The 19,578-nt window shown below is 43.9% G+C and carries 18 protein-coding genes and 1 riboswitch; of the genes, 9 read left to right on the plus strand and 9 right to left on the minus strand.

All coding sequences use genetic code 11. The annotated features are described in order from the left end of the window. The 4 genes from ilvD to ilvG all read right to left on the minus strand — a co-directional run bounded on the left by ilvD (window position 1) and on the right by ilvG (window position 4,795). The gene (ilvD, locus tag F9Y84_RS12500; RefSeq protein WP_147389184.1) at window positions 1-1,857 is read right to left on the minus strand and encodes a dihydroxy-acid dehydratase; all 1,857 of its coding nucleotides are present in this window, start codon (window positions 1,855-1,857) and stop codon (window positions 1-3) included. An 88-nt stretch (window positions 1,858-1,945) separates the two neighbouring features. Next, window positions 1,946-2,869: a branched-chain amino acid transaminase gene (locus F9Y84_RS12505; RefSeq protein WP_125251501.1), complete on the minus strand. Its 924-nt coding sequence runs from the start codon at window positions 2,867-2,869 to the stop codon at window positions 1,946-1,948. Window positions 2,870-2,894: 25 nt separating this feature from the next. Beyond that, window positions 2,895-3,137: an acetolactate synthase 2 small subunit gene (gene ilvM / locus F9Y84_RS12510; RefSeq protein ID WP_125251500.1), complete on the minus strand. Its 243-nt coding sequence runs from the start codon at window positions 3,135-3,137 to the stop codon at window positions 2,895-2,897. Beyond that, complete coding sequence (gene ilvG, locus F9Y84_RS12515; RefSeq protein WP_147389185.1) at window positions 3,134-4,795, minus strand: acetolactate synthase 2 catalytic subunit; 1,662 nt, start codon at window positions 4,793-4,795, stop codon at window positions 3,134-3,136. The genes ilvM and ilvG overlap by 4 nt, the downstream gene beginning before the upstream one ends. Before the next feature lie 524 nt (window positions 4,796-5,319). On the opposite strand from ilvG, the gene F9Y84_RS12520 reads away from it, so the two are divergent. Together F9Y84_RS12520 and F9Y84_RS12525 are read left to right on the plus strand one after the other, a co-directional pair. Next, window positions 5,320-6,195 carry a TraB/GumN family protein gene (locus F9Y84_RS12520; RefSeq protein ID WP_147389186.1) on the plus strand — a complete coding sequence of 292 codons (876 nt, stop codon included), beginning with the start codon at window positions 5,320-5,322 and terminating at the stop codon, window positions 6,193-6,195. 158 nt (window positions 6,196-6,353) lie between these two features. Continuing rightward, entirely contained in the window at window positions 6,354-6,971 is a 618-nt protein-coding gene (locus tag F9Y84_RS12525; protein ID WP_147389187.1) for a hypothetical protein, read from the plus strand. A gap of 6 nt (window positions 6,972-6,977) precedes the next feature. Here the strand turns inward: F9Y84_RS12525 and F9Y84_RS12530 are convergent, their stop codons facing one another. After that, window positions 6,978-8,669, minus strand: coding sequence for a response regulator (locus F9Y84_RS12530; RefSeq protein WP_147389188.1), 1,692 nt, complete (start codon window positions 8,667-8,669; stop codon window positions 6,978-6,980). A 208-nt stretch (window positions 8,670-8,877) separates the two neighbouring features. Continuing rightward, a riboswitch (Lysine riboswitch) is annotated at window positions 8,878-9,053 on the plus strand. Between the two features lie 115 nt (window positions 9,054-9,168). Between F9Y84_RS12530 and dapA the strand changes: the two genes are divergently transcribed. From dapA to F9Y84_RS12555, 5 genes are all read left to right on the plus strand, one after another. Continuing rightward, entirely contained in the window at window positions 9,169-10,053 is an 885-nt protein-coding gene (gene dapA, locus F9Y84_RS12535) for a 4-hydroxy-tetrahydrodipicolinate synthase (RefSeq protein WP_147389189.1), read from the plus strand. 11 nt (window positions 10,054-10,064) lie between these two features. Next, window positions 10,065-10,805 (plus strand): 2,3,4,5-tetrahydropyridine-2,6-dicarboxylate N-succinyltransferase, encoded by a 741-nt coding sequence (locus F9Y84_RS12540; RefSeq protein WP_128730395.1) that lies wholly within the window; start codon window positions 10,065-10,067, stop codon window positions 10,803-10,805. Next, a complete protein-coding gene (locus F9Y84_RS12545; protein WP_147389190.1) occupies window positions 10,805-12,010 on the plus strand; it encodes a PLP-dependent decarboxylase in 1,206 nt (401 codons plus the stop codon). The genes F9Y84_RS12540 and F9Y84_RS12545 overlap by 1 nt, the downstream gene beginning before the upstream one ends. Window positions 12,011-12,012: 2 nt before the next feature. After that, on the plus strand, window positions 12,013-13,125 hold the full coding sequence (locus F9Y84_RS12550) for a succinylglutamate desuccinylase/aspartoacylase family protein (RefSeq protein WP_147389191.1): 1,113 nt from the start codon (window positions 12,013-12,015) through the stop codon (window positions 13,123-13,125). A 253-nt stretch (window positions 13,126-13,378) separates the two neighbouring features. After that, window positions 13,379-14,401 carry a phospholipase A gene (locus tag F9Y84_RS12555; protein ID WP_147389192.1) on the plus strand — a complete coding sequence of 341 codons (1,023 nt, stop codon included), beginning with the start codon at window positions 13,379-13,381 and terminating at the stop codon, window positions 14,399-14,401. Between the two features lie 48 nt (window positions 14,402-14,449). Here the strand turns inward: F9Y84_RS12555 and F9Y84_RS12560 are convergent, their stop codons facing one another. Next, window positions 14,450-15,349 (minus strand): bifunctional GNAT family N-acetyltransferase/hotdog fold thioesterase, encoded by a 900-nt coding sequence (locus F9Y84_RS12560; RefSeq protein WP_125251490.1) that lies wholly within the window; start codon window positions 15,347-15,349, stop codon window positions 14,450-14,452. A 169-nt stretch (window positions 15,350-15,518) separates the two neighbouring features. Between F9Y84_RS12560 and F9Y84_RS12565 the strand changes: the two genes are divergently transcribed. Continuing rightward, window positions 15,519-16,208: a spermidine synthase gene (locus F9Y84_RS12565; protein WP_125251489.1), complete on the plus strand. Its 690-nt coding sequence runs from the start codon at window positions 15,519-15,521 to the stop codon at window positions 16,206-16,208. A 92-nt stretch (window positions 16,209-16,300) separates the two neighbouring features. Here the strand turns inward: F9Y84_RS12565 and dtd are convergent, their stop codons facing one another. The 3 genes from dtd to F9Y84_RS12580 all read right to left on the minus strand — a co-directional run bounded on the left by dtd (window position 16,301) and on the right by F9Y84_RS12580 (window position 18,731). Continuing rightward, on the minus strand, window positions 16,301-16,741 hold the full coding sequence (dtd, locus tag F9Y84_RS12570; RefSeq protein WP_147389193.1) for a D-aminoacyl-tRNA deacylase: 441 nt from the start codon (window positions 16,739-16,741) through the stop codon (window positions 16,301-16,303). Between the two features lie 15 nt (window positions 16,742-16,756). Continuing rightward, complete coding sequence (locus F9Y84_RS12575) at window positions 16,757-17,701, minus strand: alpha/beta fold hydrolase (protein ID WP_147389194.1); 945 nt, start codon at window positions 17,699-17,701, stop codon at window positions 16,757-16,759. A 109-nt stretch (window positions 17,702-17,810) separates the two neighbouring features. Further along, window positions 17,811-18,731 carry a virulence factor BrkB family protein gene (locus F9Y84_RS12580; protein ID WP_444980665.1) on the minus strand — a complete coding sequence of 307 codons (921 nt, stop codon included), beginning with the start codon at window positions 18,729-18,731 and terminating at the stop codon, window positions 17,811-17,813. Window positions 18,732-18,846: 115 nt separating this feature from the next. On the opposite strand from F9Y84_RS12580, the gene F9Y84_RS12585 reads away from it, so the two are divergent. Beyond that, the gene (locus tag F9Y84_RS12585; protein WP_147389195.1) at window positions 18,847-19,494 is read left to right on the plus strand and encodes a DUF2959 domain-containing protein; all 648 of its coding nucleotides are present in this window, start codon (window positions 18,847-18,849) and stop codon (window positions 19,492-19,494) included. Window positions 19,495-19,578: the final 84 nt, after the last annotated feature.

The following is a 19,578-nucleotide window of genomic DNA, read 5'->3' on the forward strand; positions in this document are numbered from 1 at the left end:
CTAGCTCAACTCCTCAAGTTTTTGTAAGTCACGAACAGCACCTTTGTCAGCGCTAGTTGCAAGGAGTGCGTAAGCTTTCAATGCAGGACTCACATAGCGCTCTCTATTTAGTGGCTTATAAGCATCTTTACCACGAGCCAGCTGTTTTTCATGGCGCAGTGCTAGCTCAGTTTCATCCAGCTTTACATCAATACTGCGGTTATAGATGTCGATAGCGACAACATCGCCGCTTTCAACCAGCGCTAAATTACCACCACTGGCAGCTTCTGGAGACGCGTGACCAATAGAGAGCCCTGAAGTACCGCCAGAAAAGCGGCCATCGGTGAGCAAAGCGCAGTCTTTGTCTAGACCCATCGACTTCAGGTAACTGGTTGGGTATAACATTTCCTGCATACCCGGGCCGCCTTTTGGCCCTTCGTAACGAATGATCACTACATCACCTTTTTTAACTTGGCCGCCCAGTATCCCCTCGACTGCATCGTCTTGAGATTCGAATACCACAGCAGGCCCCGTAAAGCGCAGCATTTCATCGGCCACTCCTGCACTTTTCACGATACAGCCGTCAGGCGCTAAGTTACCTTTTAATACGGCAAGGCCGCCGTCTTGTCTAAAGGCATGCTCGATAGAGCGAATACAGCCGCCTTCACGGTCTAAATCTAGCTCGTCCCAGCGACACGCTTGACTCATTGCTTGGGTAGTACGGATCCCAGCAGGTCCCGCACGATAGAAAGTTTGTGCCCGTTCATTATTGCTGTCTGCGGCATTCCAGCGTGCAATAACCTCACCTAGATTTCCGCCAGCCACATGCCCTACCGACAAGTCTAATTTATCCCCTTTAGCAAGCTCGTTTAGAATGGCCATAATGCCACCTGCACGGTGTACATCTTCAATATGATATTGCTGTGTTGCTGGCGCTACTTTACACAAAAATGGGGTACTGCGAGATAAGCGGTCTATGTCGTTCATATCAAAGTCGACAAAACCTTCTTGTGCCGCCGCCAATAAATGCAGCACCGTATTGGATGATCCACCCATCGCAATATCTAATGTCATGGCATTCATAAATGCCGCTTGATTTGCAATATTGCGTGGCAGCACTTGCTCATTGTCTTTGCCATAGTATTCATCACATAAAGCCATGATGCGCTTTGCTGCGCCCAAATACAGCTGTTGGCGGTCTTTGTGTGTCGCTAGAGTTGTACCATTACCAGGCAACGCTAAACCCAGCGCTTCTAATAAGCAGTTCATCGAGTTTGCAGTGAACATACCTGAGCATGAGCCGCACGTAGGGCAAGCAGAGCGCTCTACTTGCTCAGACTCCTCATCACTGACTGTTGGATCCGCTCCTTTTACCATGGCATCAACAAGATCCAACTTTAAATCGATATCCGCTAAGCGAGTTTTACCCGCTTCCATCGGGCCGCCGGAAACAAAGATCACCGGAATATTCAACCGCAGTGCGGCAAGTAGCATACCAGGGGTGATCTTGTCGCAGTTAGAAATACACACCATAGCATCAGCACAATGGGCATTGACCATGTATTCGACTGAATCAGCAATTAAGTCTCTCGATGGCAACGAATACAGCATACCGCCGTGCCCCATGGCAATGCCATCGTCAATTGCTATGGTATTAAATTCACGAGGTACGCCGCCTGCTTCTGTTATCGCATCAGCCATCAATGCGCTGAGTTGATTGAGGTGAACATGACCCGGAACAAACTGGGTATATGAATTTACAACTGCAACTATAGGTTTATGAAAGTCACTATCGGTCATTCCTGTTGCTCGCCACAACGCACGGGCGCCCGCACGTTGCCTGCCTTCAGTCGTTGTTTTACTCCGTAATTTAGCCATGTCTCACCTTACGCTCGGTTTTCCGAGTTCCTCATTCCCAAAATTTACAATGCTTTGCTTCAGGGTGCATCACCCTGAAGCAATAAGATTAATCGTTTACGTACTCTAACCAGCCGTTTTCGTCTTCAGCCTCACCCTTTACAAGTGCAAAGTATGCTTGTTGCAGTTCCTCTGTGATTGGACCACGCCCGCCGTTACCGACAGGGATTTTGTCAACGCTACGAACCGGTACAACTTCAGCTGCGGTTCCAACCATAAAGAATTCATCCGCCAAATACAGGGCTTCGCGTGCAATCGCCTCTTCACGCACTTCATAACCTCGCTGCTTGGCTAAATGAATAATAGTGTCACGGGTTAGGCCCGGTAAGATGCAGGCTGTCGTGGGTGGCGTATAAAGCACGCCTTTTTTCACCACAAACAAGTTTTCGCCCGCACCTTCACTGAGATAACCATTCACATCTAGCGCAATTCCTTCAGCATAACCATTGCGTTTCGCTTCGCCTGAAATAAGCTGAGAAGACAGATAATTACCACCAGCTTTTGCTGCCGTTGGCATGGTATTTGGCGCCAAGCGACTCCACGAAGACACACATACATCCACACCTTGCGCTAAGCCCTCTTCACCTAGGTACGCGCCCCACTCCATTGCAGCAACTGTCATATCAGCGCGATGTGATTTTGGATTCAAGCCAAGACCTACATGACCTAAAAAGGCAAATGGACGAAGATACGCATTGGTAAAGTTGTTTGCTCGTATCGTCTCTTTACACGCAGCAATTACTTCCTCTTTTGTATATGGGATCTCCATACGGTAGATTTTTGCAGAATCAAATAAACGCTGGATATGATCGTTTAAACGAAAAACCGCAGGGCCATTTGGCGTGTCATAAGCACGGATCCCTTCAAAAACTGAGCTGCCATAATGCAGAGCATGACTAAGCACATGAGTGGTTGCTTGAAAGTAAGGAACCATTTCACCGTTGTGCCAAATAAGTTCTGATGTCTGTGTCATTGTTTAACTACCTTAATTAATTCTTTTAAATTGCCTGTTTCTGTAGTGTGTGCAAGTCAACTGCCTGCACCTCTACTAGCTTACTCAGTTGTGAGGTTAATAAATAGATAGGTTTGTCACTATCTACTGTCATTTTGACGTGGAATAAGTCATCTTGCCCTTGAAGCTCTAAATTAGTAAGACGAAATCCCCGATGTCTAGCCACTCGTAAAAAGCGCTCTATCGCAATACTCTGTTGTTTTACTGCAACGGTTAAATGGTGTTTCATGAAAAGTTCTCCGTCATCATTTCATCATTGGCAGCACCTGGAGGAACGAGTGGCCATACGTTTTCTTTATCATCAATACAAGCGTGAAGAATATAGGGGCCTTGCGCACTGACCAGTGCATCCACAGCCTCATCAACTTGACTGGCGTGAGTAATTGTCTGCCCTGGAATACCAAACACAGCAGCCAATGCGACAAAATCTGGATTATCTGACAAGTCTGTTTCGCTGTAACGACCGTCAAAAAAGAGCTGCTGCCACTGCCTCACCATACCTAATCTTTGGTTATCAAGTATCAAAATTTTAACGGGTAAGTTGTTTCTACGAATAGTTGCCAGCTCTTGAATATTCATCATGATGGAGCCATCGCCAGATACCGTGATCACTGTGTTATCTGGACGTGCTATTTGCGCGCCAATAGCCGCTGGCAGGCCAAATCCCATAGTGCCCGCACCACCGCTACTTAAGTGGTTACTCGGATGGCTAAATTTCATGTGCTGCGCCACCCACATTTGATGTTGACCAACATCGCAACATACCACTGCAGTTTTTGGCAGCTTTTGACTAAGTTGATTTAGTAAATAAGGAGCAAAAACTTTTTCACCGGGATAGTCATAACGCCACGCATGTTGTCGTTGCAGAGTTGCAATTGTTTCAAGCCATTGCGTGTTAGTAACCACACACTCAAGCTGTGGTAGCGATTGCTTCAAATCAGCAATCAGTGATGCAGCTGCTGGTTTTCGTTTACCGACTTCAGCAGGGTCAATATCTAAGTGGATCACCTTAGCGCCAGCAGCAAACTTTGCTAAATTCCCCGTCACGCGGTCGTCAAATCGAGCCCCAATACACACCAATAAATCACATTGCTGTACAGCTAAGTTGGCAGCCTGAGTGCCGTGCATACCCAACATACCAAGGTCAAAGTCATAATCAGGTGTAACACTGCCTAGTGCTTTTAGAGTCGACACTGCCGGCATCCGTGTTTTCTCTAAAAACTGCATCAACTGAAGCTGAGCATCAGCGTTTTGCACACCACCGCCGATGTATGCAACTGGCCTTTTTGCTTCACATAGTAATTGATTAGCTTTCCCTACCTCGGCTTGTGATAGCATTGGACATTCATCTTGTGGCGCTGCAAATGGATGAAAAGGCACATTTGCGAGCTGAATATCTTTTGGAATATCAACTAAAACAGGGCCTGGGCGACCGGATTGGGCAAGGTACATGGCTTCTTGGAGCACTTCTGCAAGGTCTTCTGAGCGTTCAACCATGTAACTGTGCTTTGTACAAGATAAGGACATACCTAGTACATCGACTTCTTGAAACGCATCCGATCCAATCGCAGCAGTTGGCACTTGGCCTGTAATGGCAAGTAAAGGCACTGAATCCATCATCGCATCTGCAAGCGCAGTGATAAGGTTAGTCGCTCCGGGGCCTGATGTTGCAAAACATACCCCTAACTTCCCGGTACTACGCGCATAACCGACGGCAGCAAATCCGGCACCTTGTTCGTGGCGAGTCAAATAGTGCTTAACAGGCGCACCGTACAAAGCGTCGTAAATTGGCATGATGGCTCCCCCTGGGTAGCCAAATACGTGTTTGACGCCTTGCTCTTCTAGCACCTTGATAACAAGTTGTGCGCCGGTTGTTGAATTGCTCATGTTCTGCTCTCAGTTGCCTTTTTTGCCCTAAAACGAAAACGCCCCCCGAACCTTGTGGTGCGGGGGGCGCTTATGCTGATGGTTTTCTTACAGCACTAACTAGCCCCCGCGGTAATAATAATCACCACGCTGATAATCACGACTAGTAGAGTTGCTGTTAGTAACATTGCTTGAATTCCGAAAATTTAACTTTGCTAACGACTAGGTATAAACACTGCGTTGCCTCTTTTTCTATTAATACCGCGCGAACAGCCCCCAAGTCAACCTAAAAAACTATGCCATTTAAATTTAAAAAAGCACACTGAAGACATAAAAAAACCCCAAAAACACCATAAGCGGAATTAAAACAGCAAAAAATACTAAATTGAGAATTTTATATTGGTTTTGCTTAACGATAACGAAAAATTTACTTTCTTATTTTGGCAATATGAAATTTTCTATACTTCTTGCTCATTTCTTTTTTAGTGACATTCGCTAGGCTATATCGCAGACTACCTTTTTAATAAAATCAACAGGGGATCAAAGTGGTAAAATTCCTTTCTCCATTTATATTTTTTTGTTTTTTCCTAAGCCTTTTTAGTACTTTTGCAAATGCAGAAGTTGGCCTTTGGAAAGTAGAAAAAGGCCAAAAAACATCCTACTTGTTTGGAACTGTGCATGTTGGTGATAAACAAATGCAAGGGTTGCCAGTCAAAGTTAAAACCGCTATCAAAAACAGTGACAAAGTGATGGTTGAGGTGAACCTAGAGGCCTTATCTCCGTTGGCAATCCAACAACGCTCCATGCCTTTTATGCTACTAAAAGGCAATCAAACCTTAGCGTCTCAACTAAGCCCCGAAGTCTATAACAAGCTGAAAGCCTATTTTGCAGCAAAACAAATAGATATTGCTTTATTTGAACGTTATGCCCCCTGGGCTGTTATGGTGACTATGCTACAGCTGGAATATCAGAAGTTAGGTTTCACGGACAAAAATGGGATAGACAAGCAGGTTATCGCGTTTGCAAATGAAAGCAATATTGCAGTTGATGAATTTGAAACGCTTGAATATCAGCTTGAGATGTTTAGTCAATTGAGTGTACATAGCAACGACATGCTAAAAGAGACGTTTGCACAGATGGCGGACTTAAATACTTACTTTTTGGATTTAGTCGCGGCATGGCGTTCCGGCGACTTGAAAAAGCTATCTCATTATTACAATGTGAGCTTCTCTGATGATAAATATGGTCAATTAGCCGAACAATTGATGATCATTGAACGTAACAATAATTGGATTGAAATACTCAAAGAGCAATTACCGAACACCTCCTTATTTGTCGCAGTAGGTGCTCTGCACCTGGTCGAGCAGTACGGACTGATCGCTCAACTAAAAGCTGAAGGTTATACCATAACGCCGCTTTAATATGGCCATAACTTGGCAAAGAGCCAAAGCGCAGGTCACCTTTCAAGGCTCGTTGATACAACACTGCACCGAGCCTTCAAAAAAATTAAAATCTATTTAAACCTTTTCACCTGACACTGCGACTTACCTTACAAAGACACTCCTTAAAGGTAAAAAGAATGAAAAGAATCATCTGCGCTTTATTGGTGAGTAGTGCAGCAATCACTGCTCACGCAAACGAAACAAAAACAATTACAGCATCATTTTCAGGTAGCGATGTAATTGAACTCGGAATAGATGTTGCGGTGGGTAAAGTTGATCTAGAAACTTATCATGGTGACACCATTGAGGTTGAGATCCTAGTTGCACCAAAGGACTCTGACAGCTGGTTTAGCACACCTGACGTCAATGATGCCGAATTAACCAGTAAAAGCCATGCTGATAAGCTCTCTCTTGAAGTACCGTCAGATGATTATGAACTCTCTTGGCACGTAAAAGTACCGCAAAGTGTGGCTCTAGATATTGAGGTTGGAGTGGGAAAAATCGAAGTAAATGCCCTTAATAATTCTGCCGAGCTGGAGGTAGGTGTTGGTAAAATAAAGGTTGCCGCGATGGCCTCTGACTTTAAACAGGTCTCGTTAGACTCAGGTGTGGGTAAAACATCTATGTCAGGGTACCCCGCTAGTAACACAGCGAAAAAAAGCATGGTAGGATCAAAAACTGATTATTCCGGTGCTGGACGCTATGCTATCGATGCTGAAGTTGGTGTGGGCAATATCAGCCTGATAAAAAAATAGCAGAGATTATCTTTTATCAAGCATAGCGGTGAGTTTATCTGTTAATACTTCTGTTTGTAGCGGCTTATACAAATGAGCCGTTGCGCCCAACTCATATACTTTGTCTAAGTCTGCACTATTGGTATTTGCGGTCACAACGAGAATAGGAATGATAGGGTCGATTGCTCTGATCTTTCTTGTCGCCTCAAAGCCATTCATGATTGGCATATTTAGATCCATCAGTACCACATCAAACTTTCCAACCTGATATATTTCAAGTGCTTGCTCACCATGTTCAGCATGTGTTACTTGCTTAGCTATCGGTTGCAGCATTTTTTCAATCACTCTGGCGTTGATTAAGTTATCCTCAACGAGTAAAACATTGGTAGATAATTTTTCACGCTTGCTTGAGCGCACGTTCTCGATATCAACTTCTACCGGGATCTGAAGCTCTGCTCTCGTCCCAAATGGCTTTCGAGCTGTAAATTTAAGCTGTCCACCCAGCGCGGACACTAGCAACTGACAGCGTTGTAGTCCAAGTTGCGACCCCTGAAAATGCTCTGTTCGCATTGACTCCTGTAGACGTTTATAATCAAACCCCTCTCCTGTATCTTCAACAATAAACTCAAGATAAGACGCCTCTTGAGTCATCACAATATCTGCAAACACTTGAATACCACCACGCTCGGTAAATTTAATCGCATTGTTTACAAGTTCTCCAACGAGCCAAGCTATCCGTTTTGCATCACCGAAACAAGCCATATTTAGCGCATTCCCAAGGGCTAAATTAAACGTGAGAGACTTGTTATGTGCGCTCAGTTGGAACGAGATACAAGCTGTTTTTATCACATCGTGCAGCTGTATTTGATGCCGCTCAATGACAATATCTTGCTGAGATAAACTATTGAAATCTTCTACCGAGTAAAGCAAAATATCTAACTGATTAGCGGCACTCTTTACATGCTCCAATTGTTTTGCATCTGCACTTTTTATAAATTCATCCAAGTAACCATGGAGCGCTTGAAGTGGAGTTCGTATTTCATGACTAACACGAGCCAAAAAGCGCGATTTCGATTGTAGCGCGTCATCCGCGAGCTTTTTTGATGCTTCAAGCTGCCTAAAAGCTTCGGTTATCTCTTTTGTCATTGGGCGAAATACAAATTTAGCCTCAATAAATAAAACCGTCAGCCCTAATAGCCAAATTAATAACTCTATTTTTCTAACCCGCTCGGTGTTTAACTTAGCTTGATGTTCAAACAGAGAGACCGCTTGGTTTAAGTTAGGTAATAAAGTCTGTGATAATGTAAGTATGCCTTCTGACAACTGAGTATTTGGCTGTTTTAAGTGGCGTTTTGCCAAAGTAATAAACGTAAGACTCTGCTGATGTAATTGTATTGGGTTTTCATAATACAGTGACTCAAGCGACTCATTTAAGTGGTGATACTGACCCCCCTCTTTTTCTGTTAAAAAGTGATGGTTACCTTCAAAGTCATCAATAGCTAATCTGAGCGTCTCCAACCCTTGCGGCGAATCTATCGAACTGAACAGTGCAATCCGTTGAGATAACATCCGCTGCATACCAGCAAGATTGATCACTCGAGCATCCTGGCTCTGCTGGTGGAGGAGGTATTGCATCACTACCATGGCCATCGACAGCAATAAAGCCATAGCCAACAGCGCCCCTATGTAGCGAAACTTCATGTTAGGTATTAACGACATATTGGTATATTTGTTCCCTCTTTAAAAAATGCCCACGCTTATTCAGTGTAGTGGACAATCATATTATTTACAGTCCTATACTTGACACCTAGACGGCCAAAATGTTTCAATGCGAGCTCACCCTATTTATGCAGTTTGATGCCAAAGCGTCAAACTTATACCAATGGTGCTTAATTAAATCGAATAGATATTAAGACCAAATGGTATTAGGGCTGGAAGAGGTGCGTTATTCAGGTAACTAAGTGAAGGAGAGCAAACTCCGTTGCAGCTTAGTAAGGGGAATACACGCCGAGAAACAGACAACTTTGCTATTCTCTGTTTCGGGCGACTGGGCTGAATCCCAGCGACTGTCACCAACACACTTGGTGGAGAGCTTCTGGTCTTAGAAAAATAAGGCCACAGGCTGCCTTATCCTTTTTAAGTCCATTGCTCTTCGAATTTTAACGGTTCGAAGTTTGGACACCCCCCTTACTACGAACATGATTTAAGTTCGGTAGAGATGAAATTACAATTCAACTTATCTGACTATCCATTATGGACGGCTTTAGTTACGCCTTTTGATGCTGAAAATCAGATCGATTTTAGCGCGTTGACGACCCTTGTACGGGATCAAGAGCAGGCACAAAATGGTATTCTGTTACTTGGGAGTACCGGCGAAGGGCTTGCGCTTACTCAGCCAGAGCAACAAAAAATCGTAGAGTTTGTTTGCCAACTTGCGCCTTGCGTACCATTAATGGTCGCAGTGGGTGGCAGCAACCTTGAACAACAAATACAGTGGATGCAGTTTTGCAACACACAGCCCATTGATGCTTTGTTACTCGGCTCACCAATTTATGCCAAACCCGGCAAAGTGGGACTTGCACATTGGTTTAATTCCCTCTTAAACGAGAGCAACGTGCCATGTATGCTCTACAATGTACCAGGCCGAAGTGCAGTTGCCATCGCCCCTGAATTATTAGGGGAACTTGCAAATCACCCAAACCTTTGGGCACTCAAAGAAGCTAGCGGCAATATCGCAACTTTCGAAGCATTTCGCCAAGCAGCCCCAAATGTCGCAATCTACAGCGGTGATGATAGCTTAATGCCTTACTTTGCCCAAGCGGGAGCAACTGGCTTGGTGTCTGTCGCTGCGAATGCTTGGCCGCAACAAACAGCCGAATTTGTAAGGCGCTCTCTTAGTGGCACGTCCCCTAATTTATTCACTACATGGTCGAAAGCTGCGAACAGCTTATTTGCAGTGGCAAACCCTATTCCGGTTAAGGTCTTGATGCATTTACAAGGAAAGCTGACAAGCCCAAACCTACGCCCTCCTTTGACACATTTAGAACTTACCCACACAGATGCGCTGACACGCGCCAACGAAACAATTTTATCTTGGAATTAAGGCAGTAAAACATGAGCTGGTTAACACTACTAAACAACCTCGAAAACGGCACTGTACGTGCGGCAACACAAGACGAACAAGGTCAATGGCATGCAAATGTAGAAGTAAAAAAAGGGATCCTTGAAGCATTCAAAAATGGCGTAAATACGGAATTCCCTGGTGGCTTCGTGGACAAAGATAACCTAGCGCCACGCGGTTTTGCAGCACAAGATGGCGTGCGCATGGTACCCGGTGGAAGCAGCGTAAGACGTGGTGCGTATGTCGCTGCAGGCACCATCATCATGCCACCGGCTTATGTAAATATTGGCGCATATATTGACGCTGGCACTATGGTAGATAGTCATGCTTTGGTCGGTTCATGTGCGCAAATTGGTAAAAACGTTCACCTAAGTGCTGCTGTTCAAGTTGGTGGAGTTTTAGAGCCTATTGGTGCAAGCCCTGTTGTTGTTGAAGATGATGCTTTTATTGGTGCGGGCTGTGTATTAGTTGAAGGTGTTGTCGTAAAGCGTGGTGCTGTCTTAGCGCCAGGTGTTCGTTTATCTGCCAGTATTCCAGTTTATGATTGTGTCAATGAGCGTTTACTAGATAAAGGCGAGGCGATCCCTGAAAACGCAATTGTGATCCCAGGCTCTCGCCCAGCCTCTAGCGAATGGGCGCGCCAACAAGGTTTAAGCATGTCCTGTGCACTTATTGTCAAATACCGTGATGAGCAAAGCGATGCGTCACTTGCACTAGAAGAGGTATTACGCTAATGAGCTGGTTGAGCACGTCACAACGAGCTGTTGCACAAAGCTTAGTACAGCAACAAGATACCCCTTTTTTCTGCTACGACTTAGATAAACTCAGCGCACATGTAAAGCCGCTAGTTGATCAACAAGTTGTAAAGCTATGGTATGCCGTTAAAGCCAACCCACTGTCTCACATTATTAAAACCCTAGATCACGCTGGGTTTAACTTTGATGTGGCCTCTAGTGGCGAGTTGGATCAGGTTTTATCACAAGGTGTCACTCCAGCGCGCGTGCTCAACACAGGTCCGGCGAAATCACTAAAGCAAATCCGCCACTTTGCAAACCAAGGTGTTCGCATCTTCGTAGCAGAGAGTCACAACCAAGTTGCATGGTTAAATCAAGTAGCCTGTGAGTTCGACCTTCAATTTGATGTGTTGTTACGAGTTCAGTTACGTTTTGATAAAGCACAACACAATCCACTAGGTGGTAATACATTGACCCCTTTTGGCCTAGGTAGTGAACAGTGGCAAGCTTTAACTTTAAGTGATTACACCCATTTAGATTTTGTCGGCCTGCATATTTTCCAATGGGGCAATATGCTCTGTAGCGATACCCTAGCTGAACTTTGGCAAGCCATGGTGTCACCCTTAGTACAGTTGGCTTCTGAACTTGGGATAGCGCTTAAAGTGCTCGACCTAGGCGGTGGTCTTGGGATCCCTTATGACGCGCACAGCACCGCACTTAATTGGACAAAGCTGCTAGATACACTCGCATCAATTAAATCCGCCACTCAAGTTGATGAGCTGTGGATGGAATTAGGACGCTATGCTGTCGGCGAGTGCGGTTTTTACCTCAACCCAGTGGTTGAACAAAAACAGAATTACGGTGCTCACCAACTTATTGTCGCGGGCGGTGTGAACCACTTATTACGTCCAGCAGTTACTGGACAAGCATTCCCAGCTGAACTGCTACGTCAGTCTGATGCCAACACAGCTGATTTTCATATTCATGGTCCACTTTGTACTGCGCTGGACAAGTTAGGCACTTTAGCTTTACCCAGTGACAGTGCAGATGGTGATTGGTTGGTGTTTAGTCAATGTGGTGCCTATGGTTACACTGAAAGCATGCCATTTTTTCTGTGCCACGAATTACCAGCGGAGTTTGTGATCTCTGGCGGTGAAGTTACCTGCGCTCGCGCAGCGCAACCTGCATCCAGCTATTTGAGGTAGAGATGAACATAATTACACAACAGAATATTCAAGTTGGTGAAATAGCGAACGGCTTGCCGTTAACCATTCCTGTATATCGCATCAAAGGCGATGGTAACGGCCCAAAAGTTTATATCCAAGCCAATATGCACGGTGCAGAAGTCCAAGGTAATGCAGTCATTTATCAACTTCTTGAGCAACTTAAAACATTGTCACTGGCAGCCGATATTACTCTAGTACCTTATGCAAACCCCATCGGTTGTAATCAAAAGTCGGGAGAGTTTACTTTGGGTCGCTTCGATCCGATAACTGGAACCAACTGGAACCGAATGTATCAAGACCATAGCTCTTTGGCATATGAATTTGTCGAAAAGTATGTTGATCTTCCGTTAGAGCAAATAAAGCCGCAGTTTCGCCAAGTGTTGCTGGAGCATACAACAGCACAATTAGACGCCCCGCTAGATAGACTCACCACGGGAAAACGCATTGCATTAAATTTGCAACGCTTGGCTCATGAAGCCGAGCTAGTATTAGACCTACATACCGGCCCCATTTCAGCAAAACACCTTTACTGCCCTGAATATGCCAAGGAAAGTGCCCGCTATTTTGATATTCCACATGTGCTACTTATTCCCAACGAGTTCGATGGGGCTTTGGATGAAGCAAGCTTTTGTCCATGGTGGCACTTGAAATTAGCATATGAAGCAAAAGGACGAAACATCCCTGTATTCACTGAAGCATTTACTGTTGAACTCGGCTCGCAAGAAAAAATTGACCTGACAGAAGCACAGCATGATGCTAACAGCATTCTCAGCTATCTCAATTATAAACAAGCTTTTTATGGTGCTCACTTCGCGCCAAAAGAGATTGCTCGTTACACTTGCCAATTAGAAAACTACCGTACTTTTTACGCACCGATGGGCGGTATGGTCGAATACACGGCAACACTTGGGGAGCATATCAAAGCAGGGCAAACAATTGCCAAGATATTAAGAATGGAACGCTATTTATCGGAAACGCCCTTGAACGAAATCAAGTTAGACGAGGATGCAATTGCCATTTTGCACTTTGCCTCTGCGAGTGTGAACCAAGGTACAGAGCTATACAAGTTTTTTACCCAAGTTGAGCGACTGTAATTTACGTAACCAATTGCGTGAGAGTAAGTCAAATAGCAACAATCAAAGGTTAGAAAGATGTTTACTGACCTATTATCTAGCTCTTTCGGTTGTTTCTGTAAACACTTACTAAGGTATGGCGGCAGCCGCCGCCACCTTTTTATCGAGACCTGTTTTTAGCTATCAGGGCATAGTTGACCTTACTGATTCATTTCCCTTTCATTATCATTGGTTAATAATGTAATCAATTGTACTCACTCTCGGCGCAAAGATAATGAAACTGACACACCTATCCCTACCCGCTTTGGCGTTATTGGCGTTACCGCTTTACGCTCAAGATACACAGCAAGAAGATGAAATTGACCTTGTTAAACAATGCGTACTCAACGCGGTCTTAACCGGTGAAAAAGACAAAACCATTGAACAAGTTCGTCAAGAATGTGCAGAAGCAGACGCCGATAAAAACTTAAGTCAACTCGATAAACGTATGGCGCGGGAACGTGTCACAGAAAAAAACCGGAATGTCCTTACGCCACATAAGCGCAATTACATCTTACCAGTTTCCTATATGACCAATGTAAATAGCCGACCTTTTGACGGTTTAAAAGCGATTGACGATGAAGAGGGGGAACCAATTGATAACTTTGAGGCTAAGTATCAAATTTCATTGAAAGCACCCATTTATAAGAGCTTTTCTGACAAAGATCAGGCTATCTATTTTGCTTTCACACTGCAATCATACTGGCAAGTCTACAACAAAGATGTCTCTTCGCCCTTTCGTGAAACCAACTATGAACCAGAAATCTTTTGGATCAACTTTTTAGATGACGAGAATGTACTTTGGGGTGATGAGATGGCCTTTGTACTTGGTATTTCTCATCAATCAAATGGTCGTAGTCAACCTAACTCGCGTTCTTGGAACCGTATCTATGCTAACTTTATATGGGAGAATCGAGGCTTTGTATTTAGCTTCAAGCCTTGGTATCGACTACCTGAAAACACGAAAGACGATCCATTAGATCCACGCGGTGACGATAACCCTAATATTGATGAATATCTCGGACATTTTGAGTTTAACAGCGTATATCGTTATGAGGATCACGAATTTGGCATCATGTGGCGTAATAACTTACGCAGTGACAACCGAGGTGCTATTCAATTGGATTGGTCCTTCCCTATTTGGGGAAGATTACGTGGCTATGCACAGTACTTCAATGGTTATGGCGAAAGCCTAATTGACTACAACACGCATACGCAAAGGTTTGGCATTGGGGTGTTATTAACAGACATACTCTAATGGTTTAAAAGCTCTGGCGCATCACCAGAGCTTTAACTTCAGCTCTATTTATTGTGGCTTTATCACCACAAACTGCCCTTCAAACTTGGCAACTAGAACATCTCCATCATAAACATTTACTGGCACGACATACTTAGCCTTTGCATCACTTACCAAAGCTTGTAGGTCACCTTCACAGTCTGCAATGGTTACTGTCGCCGCAGGCGCTGTTGTTAGCGGTTTTAAGTACTTGATATTAGCATCTGCCAACACTATATCACCTTCAAGCCCAAGCTCTTTGAGCGCTAAGTATGTTGCTCCCCAACCCGTTAACGTCGCCATACTGTAAATGGAACCTGCGAACATTGAGTTGTGTAAGTTTAAGTTCGCTTTTAAGTCTGCCTTGGTAGAAAACTGCCAGTCAGTATAGCTTTCTACTTTAATACCCATGGCGTCACTGATGGGGATAGACTCACGCCATGTATTTTGCAGTACATGTGTCCAGTCTGGTTGTCTAAACCAACCAGGTTCAGTTGGCCGCTGTTTAACCATTTTCCAATGCTGAACATCACCGTAGGCTAAATGCGCTTTCTCGACTACTTCATAGCCGTGGCGCTGGTAAAATGATAAGGCTCGTTCACGCGCAAATAAAACTAACTCTTGCGCTTTTTGAGTCCAAGCGATGATCTCTAACTCGTGCAGTAAACGACTACCTAAATGATGGCCTCTATGCCCTTCAGCCACAGCCATATATCGTACTTGAGCTTGCTGATGATTATTGAAGTGGAGCCTAGCAACCCCCAGCACTTCACCTTCGTTGTTTTTTATATAGCGATGCTCTGCTTCTTGCTCTAAGTCATCCTGTTCGCTACCTCTCGGTTGATCCCATGGCGCTCTAAGTACTTGCCAACGTAATTGATAGTAAGCTTGCCAATCTTCGCTACTTTGCGGTGAAGTTACCTCAAACATCACTGACTCCTGTTTTTTGTTAGCCTTATCGCTATTATTCTTAGGTTGAATACACCCTACAAGATAACCTCAGTGTAGGGAATAAAATGCGCTAAAACACTTAGTCTTTAGTGTAAAAACTAATGAACAAGCTGGCATTCACAAAATCCTCGTCTATGCTGATGTTATCATGGGAGAATTTATTACTCATTCAGGCACTATTAGTAACGATTTTGTGGTTCATAGCCACCAGCTAGGGCACTTGCTATATTGGCACAAACAAGGCCGAAACAGCATTCAGGTTCGCCAAGACAAGTCGTTGCGATGGCTGCTAATAAACAACACCTTACAATCCGTTGTGGAACTAAACCACCCGGAACACTTGCTATTTCCCCACTTAAAAACATTTGCTAGCCGCTGGCAATTAGCAACACCACCGACAAGCGTATTAGAATTAGGACTTGGCGCAGGCGCTATCCGTGACTATCTGAAGGCCACGTATCCAAGTTGCCATATCACTACCATTGATAACAACCCTGATGTCATCCATTGTTATAAGCGTTATTTTGGCGGCGATCCCTTGTGTGATGTTAACTGTATTGATGTGTTCAAAGCACTACAGCAGGGCAAGCGTTATGATTGGATAGTATTAGATTTATTCAGCGAGTTAGAGCCTCCTCTTTTCTTGTTTCAGCATCAATTTTACCGCTTATTACGAGCAGCTATAAATGAAGGCGGGAGGCTATATATCAACTTTTTAACCGACCATGAATCGCAATTAAAGCAACTTCAGCATTTACTTATCACTAATTTCGGTAAAAAGCCTTATATCGAGAGGGTACCGGATTACGCAAATATCATCATTGATGTAAAGCGCTAGACTCGAGCTTTTATCTGTACATTATTGCTGCTTCAGCGGCGTTACTATACCTGCGCTCAATTGTAAAAAGCGCTCAATCAAAAGCAATTTGTTTACGTAATCGCGAAATTAAATGTGACGGGGCCATCGTTTACCAAGCTAACTTTCATATCTGCCGCAAATTGTCCTGTGGCAACTTTAAGCCCAGCTACTTTAGCCTGCGCCACAAAGTATTGATACAAGGTATTTGCTTGTTCAGGCGTCCCAGCACTTGAAAAGCTCGGCCTCATACCTTTTTTGGTATCGGCTGCCAAAGTAAATTGCGATACAACCAATAACTCGCCTTCAATATCTTTTAGACTCAAATTCATTTTGTCATTACTGTCTGTAAAAATACGATAGTTGCTTACCTTATGGAGTAGCTTATCTGCCGTTTGCTCCGTGTCTGCTTTTTCAACCCCTAACAGTAACACTATACCTTGACCTATCTGCCCAACTACTTTCCCCTCAACTTCGACTTTTGCTTCTGTAACTCGTTGAATTAGTCCTTGCACACTCTACCTCTATTTTTAATGATGCTGGATTTTGCACAGTAATAGATCCGCTGCACGTCGGATAGCTTCTGCATACGCAGAGGTTGCTCCACAATGCGCTACACCGTCGACAATAAACAACTGTGCGTTAACTTTTTGCGCCAGCTGATAAACAGGCGCATATCGGCACATTAAATCATGACGGCCATGAATAAACCAGATGGGTAAATGACGGATACTTTCCCCATGAGAGAGTATTTGCTGGGGCTGCATAAAGCAGTTGCGACTAAAAAAGTGCACCATTTGCTGCGCCTTGATGAGCTGTTTGTCCCCTTTACATAGTCTGATTTTTTCAATGTCGCCATCCATAGCAATTAAGTTATCCCATTCGCACCAACGTGTTGCCATGGTTCTTTTACGCAGCTCATCCTCGCCAAAAAGTGCTTGATGATAACAATTCAGGATAGATGTTAACGTCTCTAGGTTTTGTGCAAATTTATGATATTGTTCAGGATACATTTGAGCAGGTGCGCCGTGTCTACCATACAACCAATGTAAGTCTTCCTCTGTTCCCAAAAAACTTGACCACAATACCATTCCAGCAATCTGATCCTGATACTGCTGAGCGTAAAGTAGTGCCAACATTGCACCAAAAGACTCTCCTGCAAGTATCACCTTTGACAACCCTAAGTGTATTTTTATTGCAGTTATATCATTCAATAAGGCGACAGTATTAATGTGGCAAATATCACTTGGCGTTGAGTTGCCACACCCCCGCTGACTGAACAAAATAACGCGATACTTTTTGGGGTTAAAGTAACCTAGTACCGCTGTGGAATGACCTTGCCCAGGTCCCCCATGGAGTACGATGATAGGAATGCCTGCAGGGTCACCATACTCTTCAATGTCGAGTTGATGACCATGACCAACAGCTAAGTGGAAGCGACGCAAAGCGTTGCTATGCTGATACAATAAGCTCATGATCCCCCTTACTTCGCACCAGTAAGCCTGATCTATGGATAACTAAGTGGCTTTGTTGAAGCAAGAAACTTAGCCATTACCCTTATTGTGTCACTTATATTTTACGGCACTACAACCCTTGCGCATCTGGTGGGTCAAACTCGGAGCAAGTATCCACTCCTGCCGCTTCCATATCTTGAGTTAAACAAACAGTAAACTCAGCGCCCAAGAGCACGACTATCCATGACAAATAAACCCATACAAATAAAATAGGTACTGTTGCGAGCGCCCCGTAGATTACTTCGTAAGACGGAAAGTGGCTGATATAAAGTGCAAAACCTTTTTTGGTAAGCTCAAATAACAGCGCAGCAAATAACGCTCCCGGTACCGCCGCTTTAAATGACACACTTGTGTTTGGTACTAAAGTATAGAGCATGATGAAGCCAATCATGGAAATTAAGTAGGGCAACATTTTAATAATTGCACCACTAAAACCCGGGATCCCTTGATCTGCAAACGAGACCAAAGAAACAATATAGGACGTCATCCCAATACTTGCCCCCAGTAGCACGGGGCCAAGTGTTAATACCATCCAGTAAATAGCAAATGAAATCATCAGTGGACGTTTTTTTTCAATCCGCCATATTCGATTGAGCGTTGTATCTACATTGCGGATAAGTAACAAAGCAATAACCGCGAGAAAGCTTACACCTATGGCTGTCATCTGATTTGCATTACCTGTAAACGCGCTAATATGCTCTTTGATAGTATCAGTCGAGGTAGGCACAAAGTTATTAAAAATAAAGTGTTCAATTGCTACTCTGGTCTCTTCGAACCCGGGAAAAGCAGAAAATATTGCAACGCCAACGGCAACAAGTGGCACCAATGAAAGTAGCGTCACATATGCTAAATACCCAGCGTTGACCGTTATTTGATCTTCCACACAACGCTTAGCATAGCGCTGCCACCAGCGTGGTTGAGCACGAGAAAACCGTAAAACAACAGCTTTCATTTCGGTGATTGTTTGCTTCATAATCAAGTTAATATTCATGGATCACTTTACACATCATAACAATCCCCCCCATAATTTATAGCGGTAAATCGTAATAAAATGACGGTCGTTGACCACTTACTGATTAATCACCCTTGATAGTCTGGGAGTACGAATGAAGAAACTGACCTTGAGTGTAGCGTTACTTTTGTTAGTAACTGGCTGCCAAAGCGCTTATTACGCCACCATGGAAAAATTTGGTGTACACAAGCGAGAGATACTCGTTGATCGAGTAGAAGAAACCAAAGATTCTCAACAAGAATCGCAAAAGGAGTTCCAATCAGCATTAGATAGGCTAACGACTCTAATCAATTTTGATGGTAAGGAATTACAAGAAGCCTATGACTTACTCAATGATGACTATCAAGCAAGTCTTGCTGCTGCCAGTGCTGTAAGTGCGAATATAGACAAAGTCGAAGATGTGGCAAAAGCACTATTTGACGAATGGCAAGATGAACTTGAGCAATATTCGAGTGTAAACCTAAAACACGAGAGTGCTAAGCAATTAAGTCAAACACAACGCCAATTTGAACGCTTACTTCGCTCTATGCGCAGTAGTGAAGCAAAAATGCAGCCCGTGCTCGACTCACTACAAGATAATGTGCTGTATCTTAAACATAACCTAAATGCACAAGCGGTAAGTGCTATTAAAGGTGAGTTTACAGGACTAAAGCGTGATATAAGCGCCTTAATTGCAGATATGAACCGCTCAATTGAAGATTCTAACAAGTTTATTGCTGAGATGAATGCGCGTAGAACTTGATACCTAGTTAGTGGTTGATGTTTTAATAAAGTTCAGTGGCATAATATGCAACGCACCTTGTCTACAGAATAATGTAACGCCATA

The sequence above is a fragment of the Pseudoalteromonas peptidolytica genome (assembly GCF_012641745.1).
Classification (GTDB): domain Bacteria; phylum Pseudomonadota; class Gammaproteobacteria; order Enterobacterales; family Alteromonadaceae; genus Pseudoalteromonas; species Pseudoalteromonas peptidolytica.

Coding starts and splice junctions, on each gene's coding strand:
- F9Y84_RS12580 (WP_444980665.1), bottom strand. CDS start 18,731: ATGAATATTAACTTGATTATGAAGCAAACAATCACCGAAATGAAAGCT.
- F9Y84_RS12530 (WP_147389188.1), bottom strand. CDS start 8,669: ATGTCGTTAATACCTAACATGAAGTTTCGCTACATAGGGGCGCTGTTG.
- F9Y84_RS12540 (WP_128730395.1), top strand. CDS start 10,065: ATGAGCTGGTTAACACTACTAAACAACCTCGAAAACGGCACTGTACGT.
- ilvD (WP_147389184.1), bottom strand. CDS start 1,857: ATGGCTAAATTACGGAGTAAAACAACGACTGAAGGCAGGCAACGTGCG.
- ilvG (WP_147389185.1), bottom strand. CDS start 4,795: ATGAGCAATTCAACAACCGGCGCACAACTTGTTATCAAGGTGCTAGAA.
- F9Y84_RS12575 (WP_147389194.1), bottom strand. CDS start 17,701: ATGAGCTTATTGTATCAGCATAGCAACGCTTTGCGTCGCTTCCACTTA.
- F9Y84_RS12585 (WP_147389195.1), top strand. CDS start 18,847: ATGAAGAAACTGACCTTGAGTGTAGCGTTACTTTTGTTAGTAACTGGC.
- F9Y84_RS12545 (WP_147389190.1), top strand. CDS start 10,805: ATGAGCTGGTTGAGCACGTCACAACGAGCTGTTGCACAAAGCTTAGTA.
- F9Y84_RS12525 (WP_147389187.1), top strand. CDS start 6,354: ATGAAAAGAATCATCTGCGCTTTATTGGTGAGTAGTGCAGCAATCACT.
- F9Y84_RS12560 (WP_125251490.1), bottom strand. CDS start 15,349: ATGTTTGAGGTAACTTCACCGCAAAGTAGCGAAGATTGGCAAGCTTAC.
- F9Y84_RS12505 (WP_125251501.1), bottom strand. CDS start 2,869: ATGACACAGACATCAGAACTTATTTGGCACAACGGTGAAATGGTTCCT.
- dapA (WP_147389189.1), top strand. CDS start 9,169: ATGAAATTACAATTCAACTTATCTGACTATCCATTATGGACGGCTTTA.
- F9Y84_RS12550 (WP_147389191.1), top strand. CDS start 12,013: ATGAACATAATTACACAACAGAATATTCAAGTTGGTGAAATAGCGAAC.
- F9Y84_RS12555 (WP_147389192.1), top strand. CDS start 13,379: ATGAAACTGACACACCTATCCCTACCCGCTTTGGCGTTATTGGCGTTA.
- F9Y84_RS12565 (WP_125251489.1), top strand. CDS start 15,519: ATGGGAGAATTTATTACTCATTCAGGCACTATTAGTAACGATTTTGTG.
- ilvM (WP_125251500.1), bottom strand. CDS start 3,137: ATGAAACACCATTTAACCGTTGCAGTAAAACAACAGAGTATTGCGATA.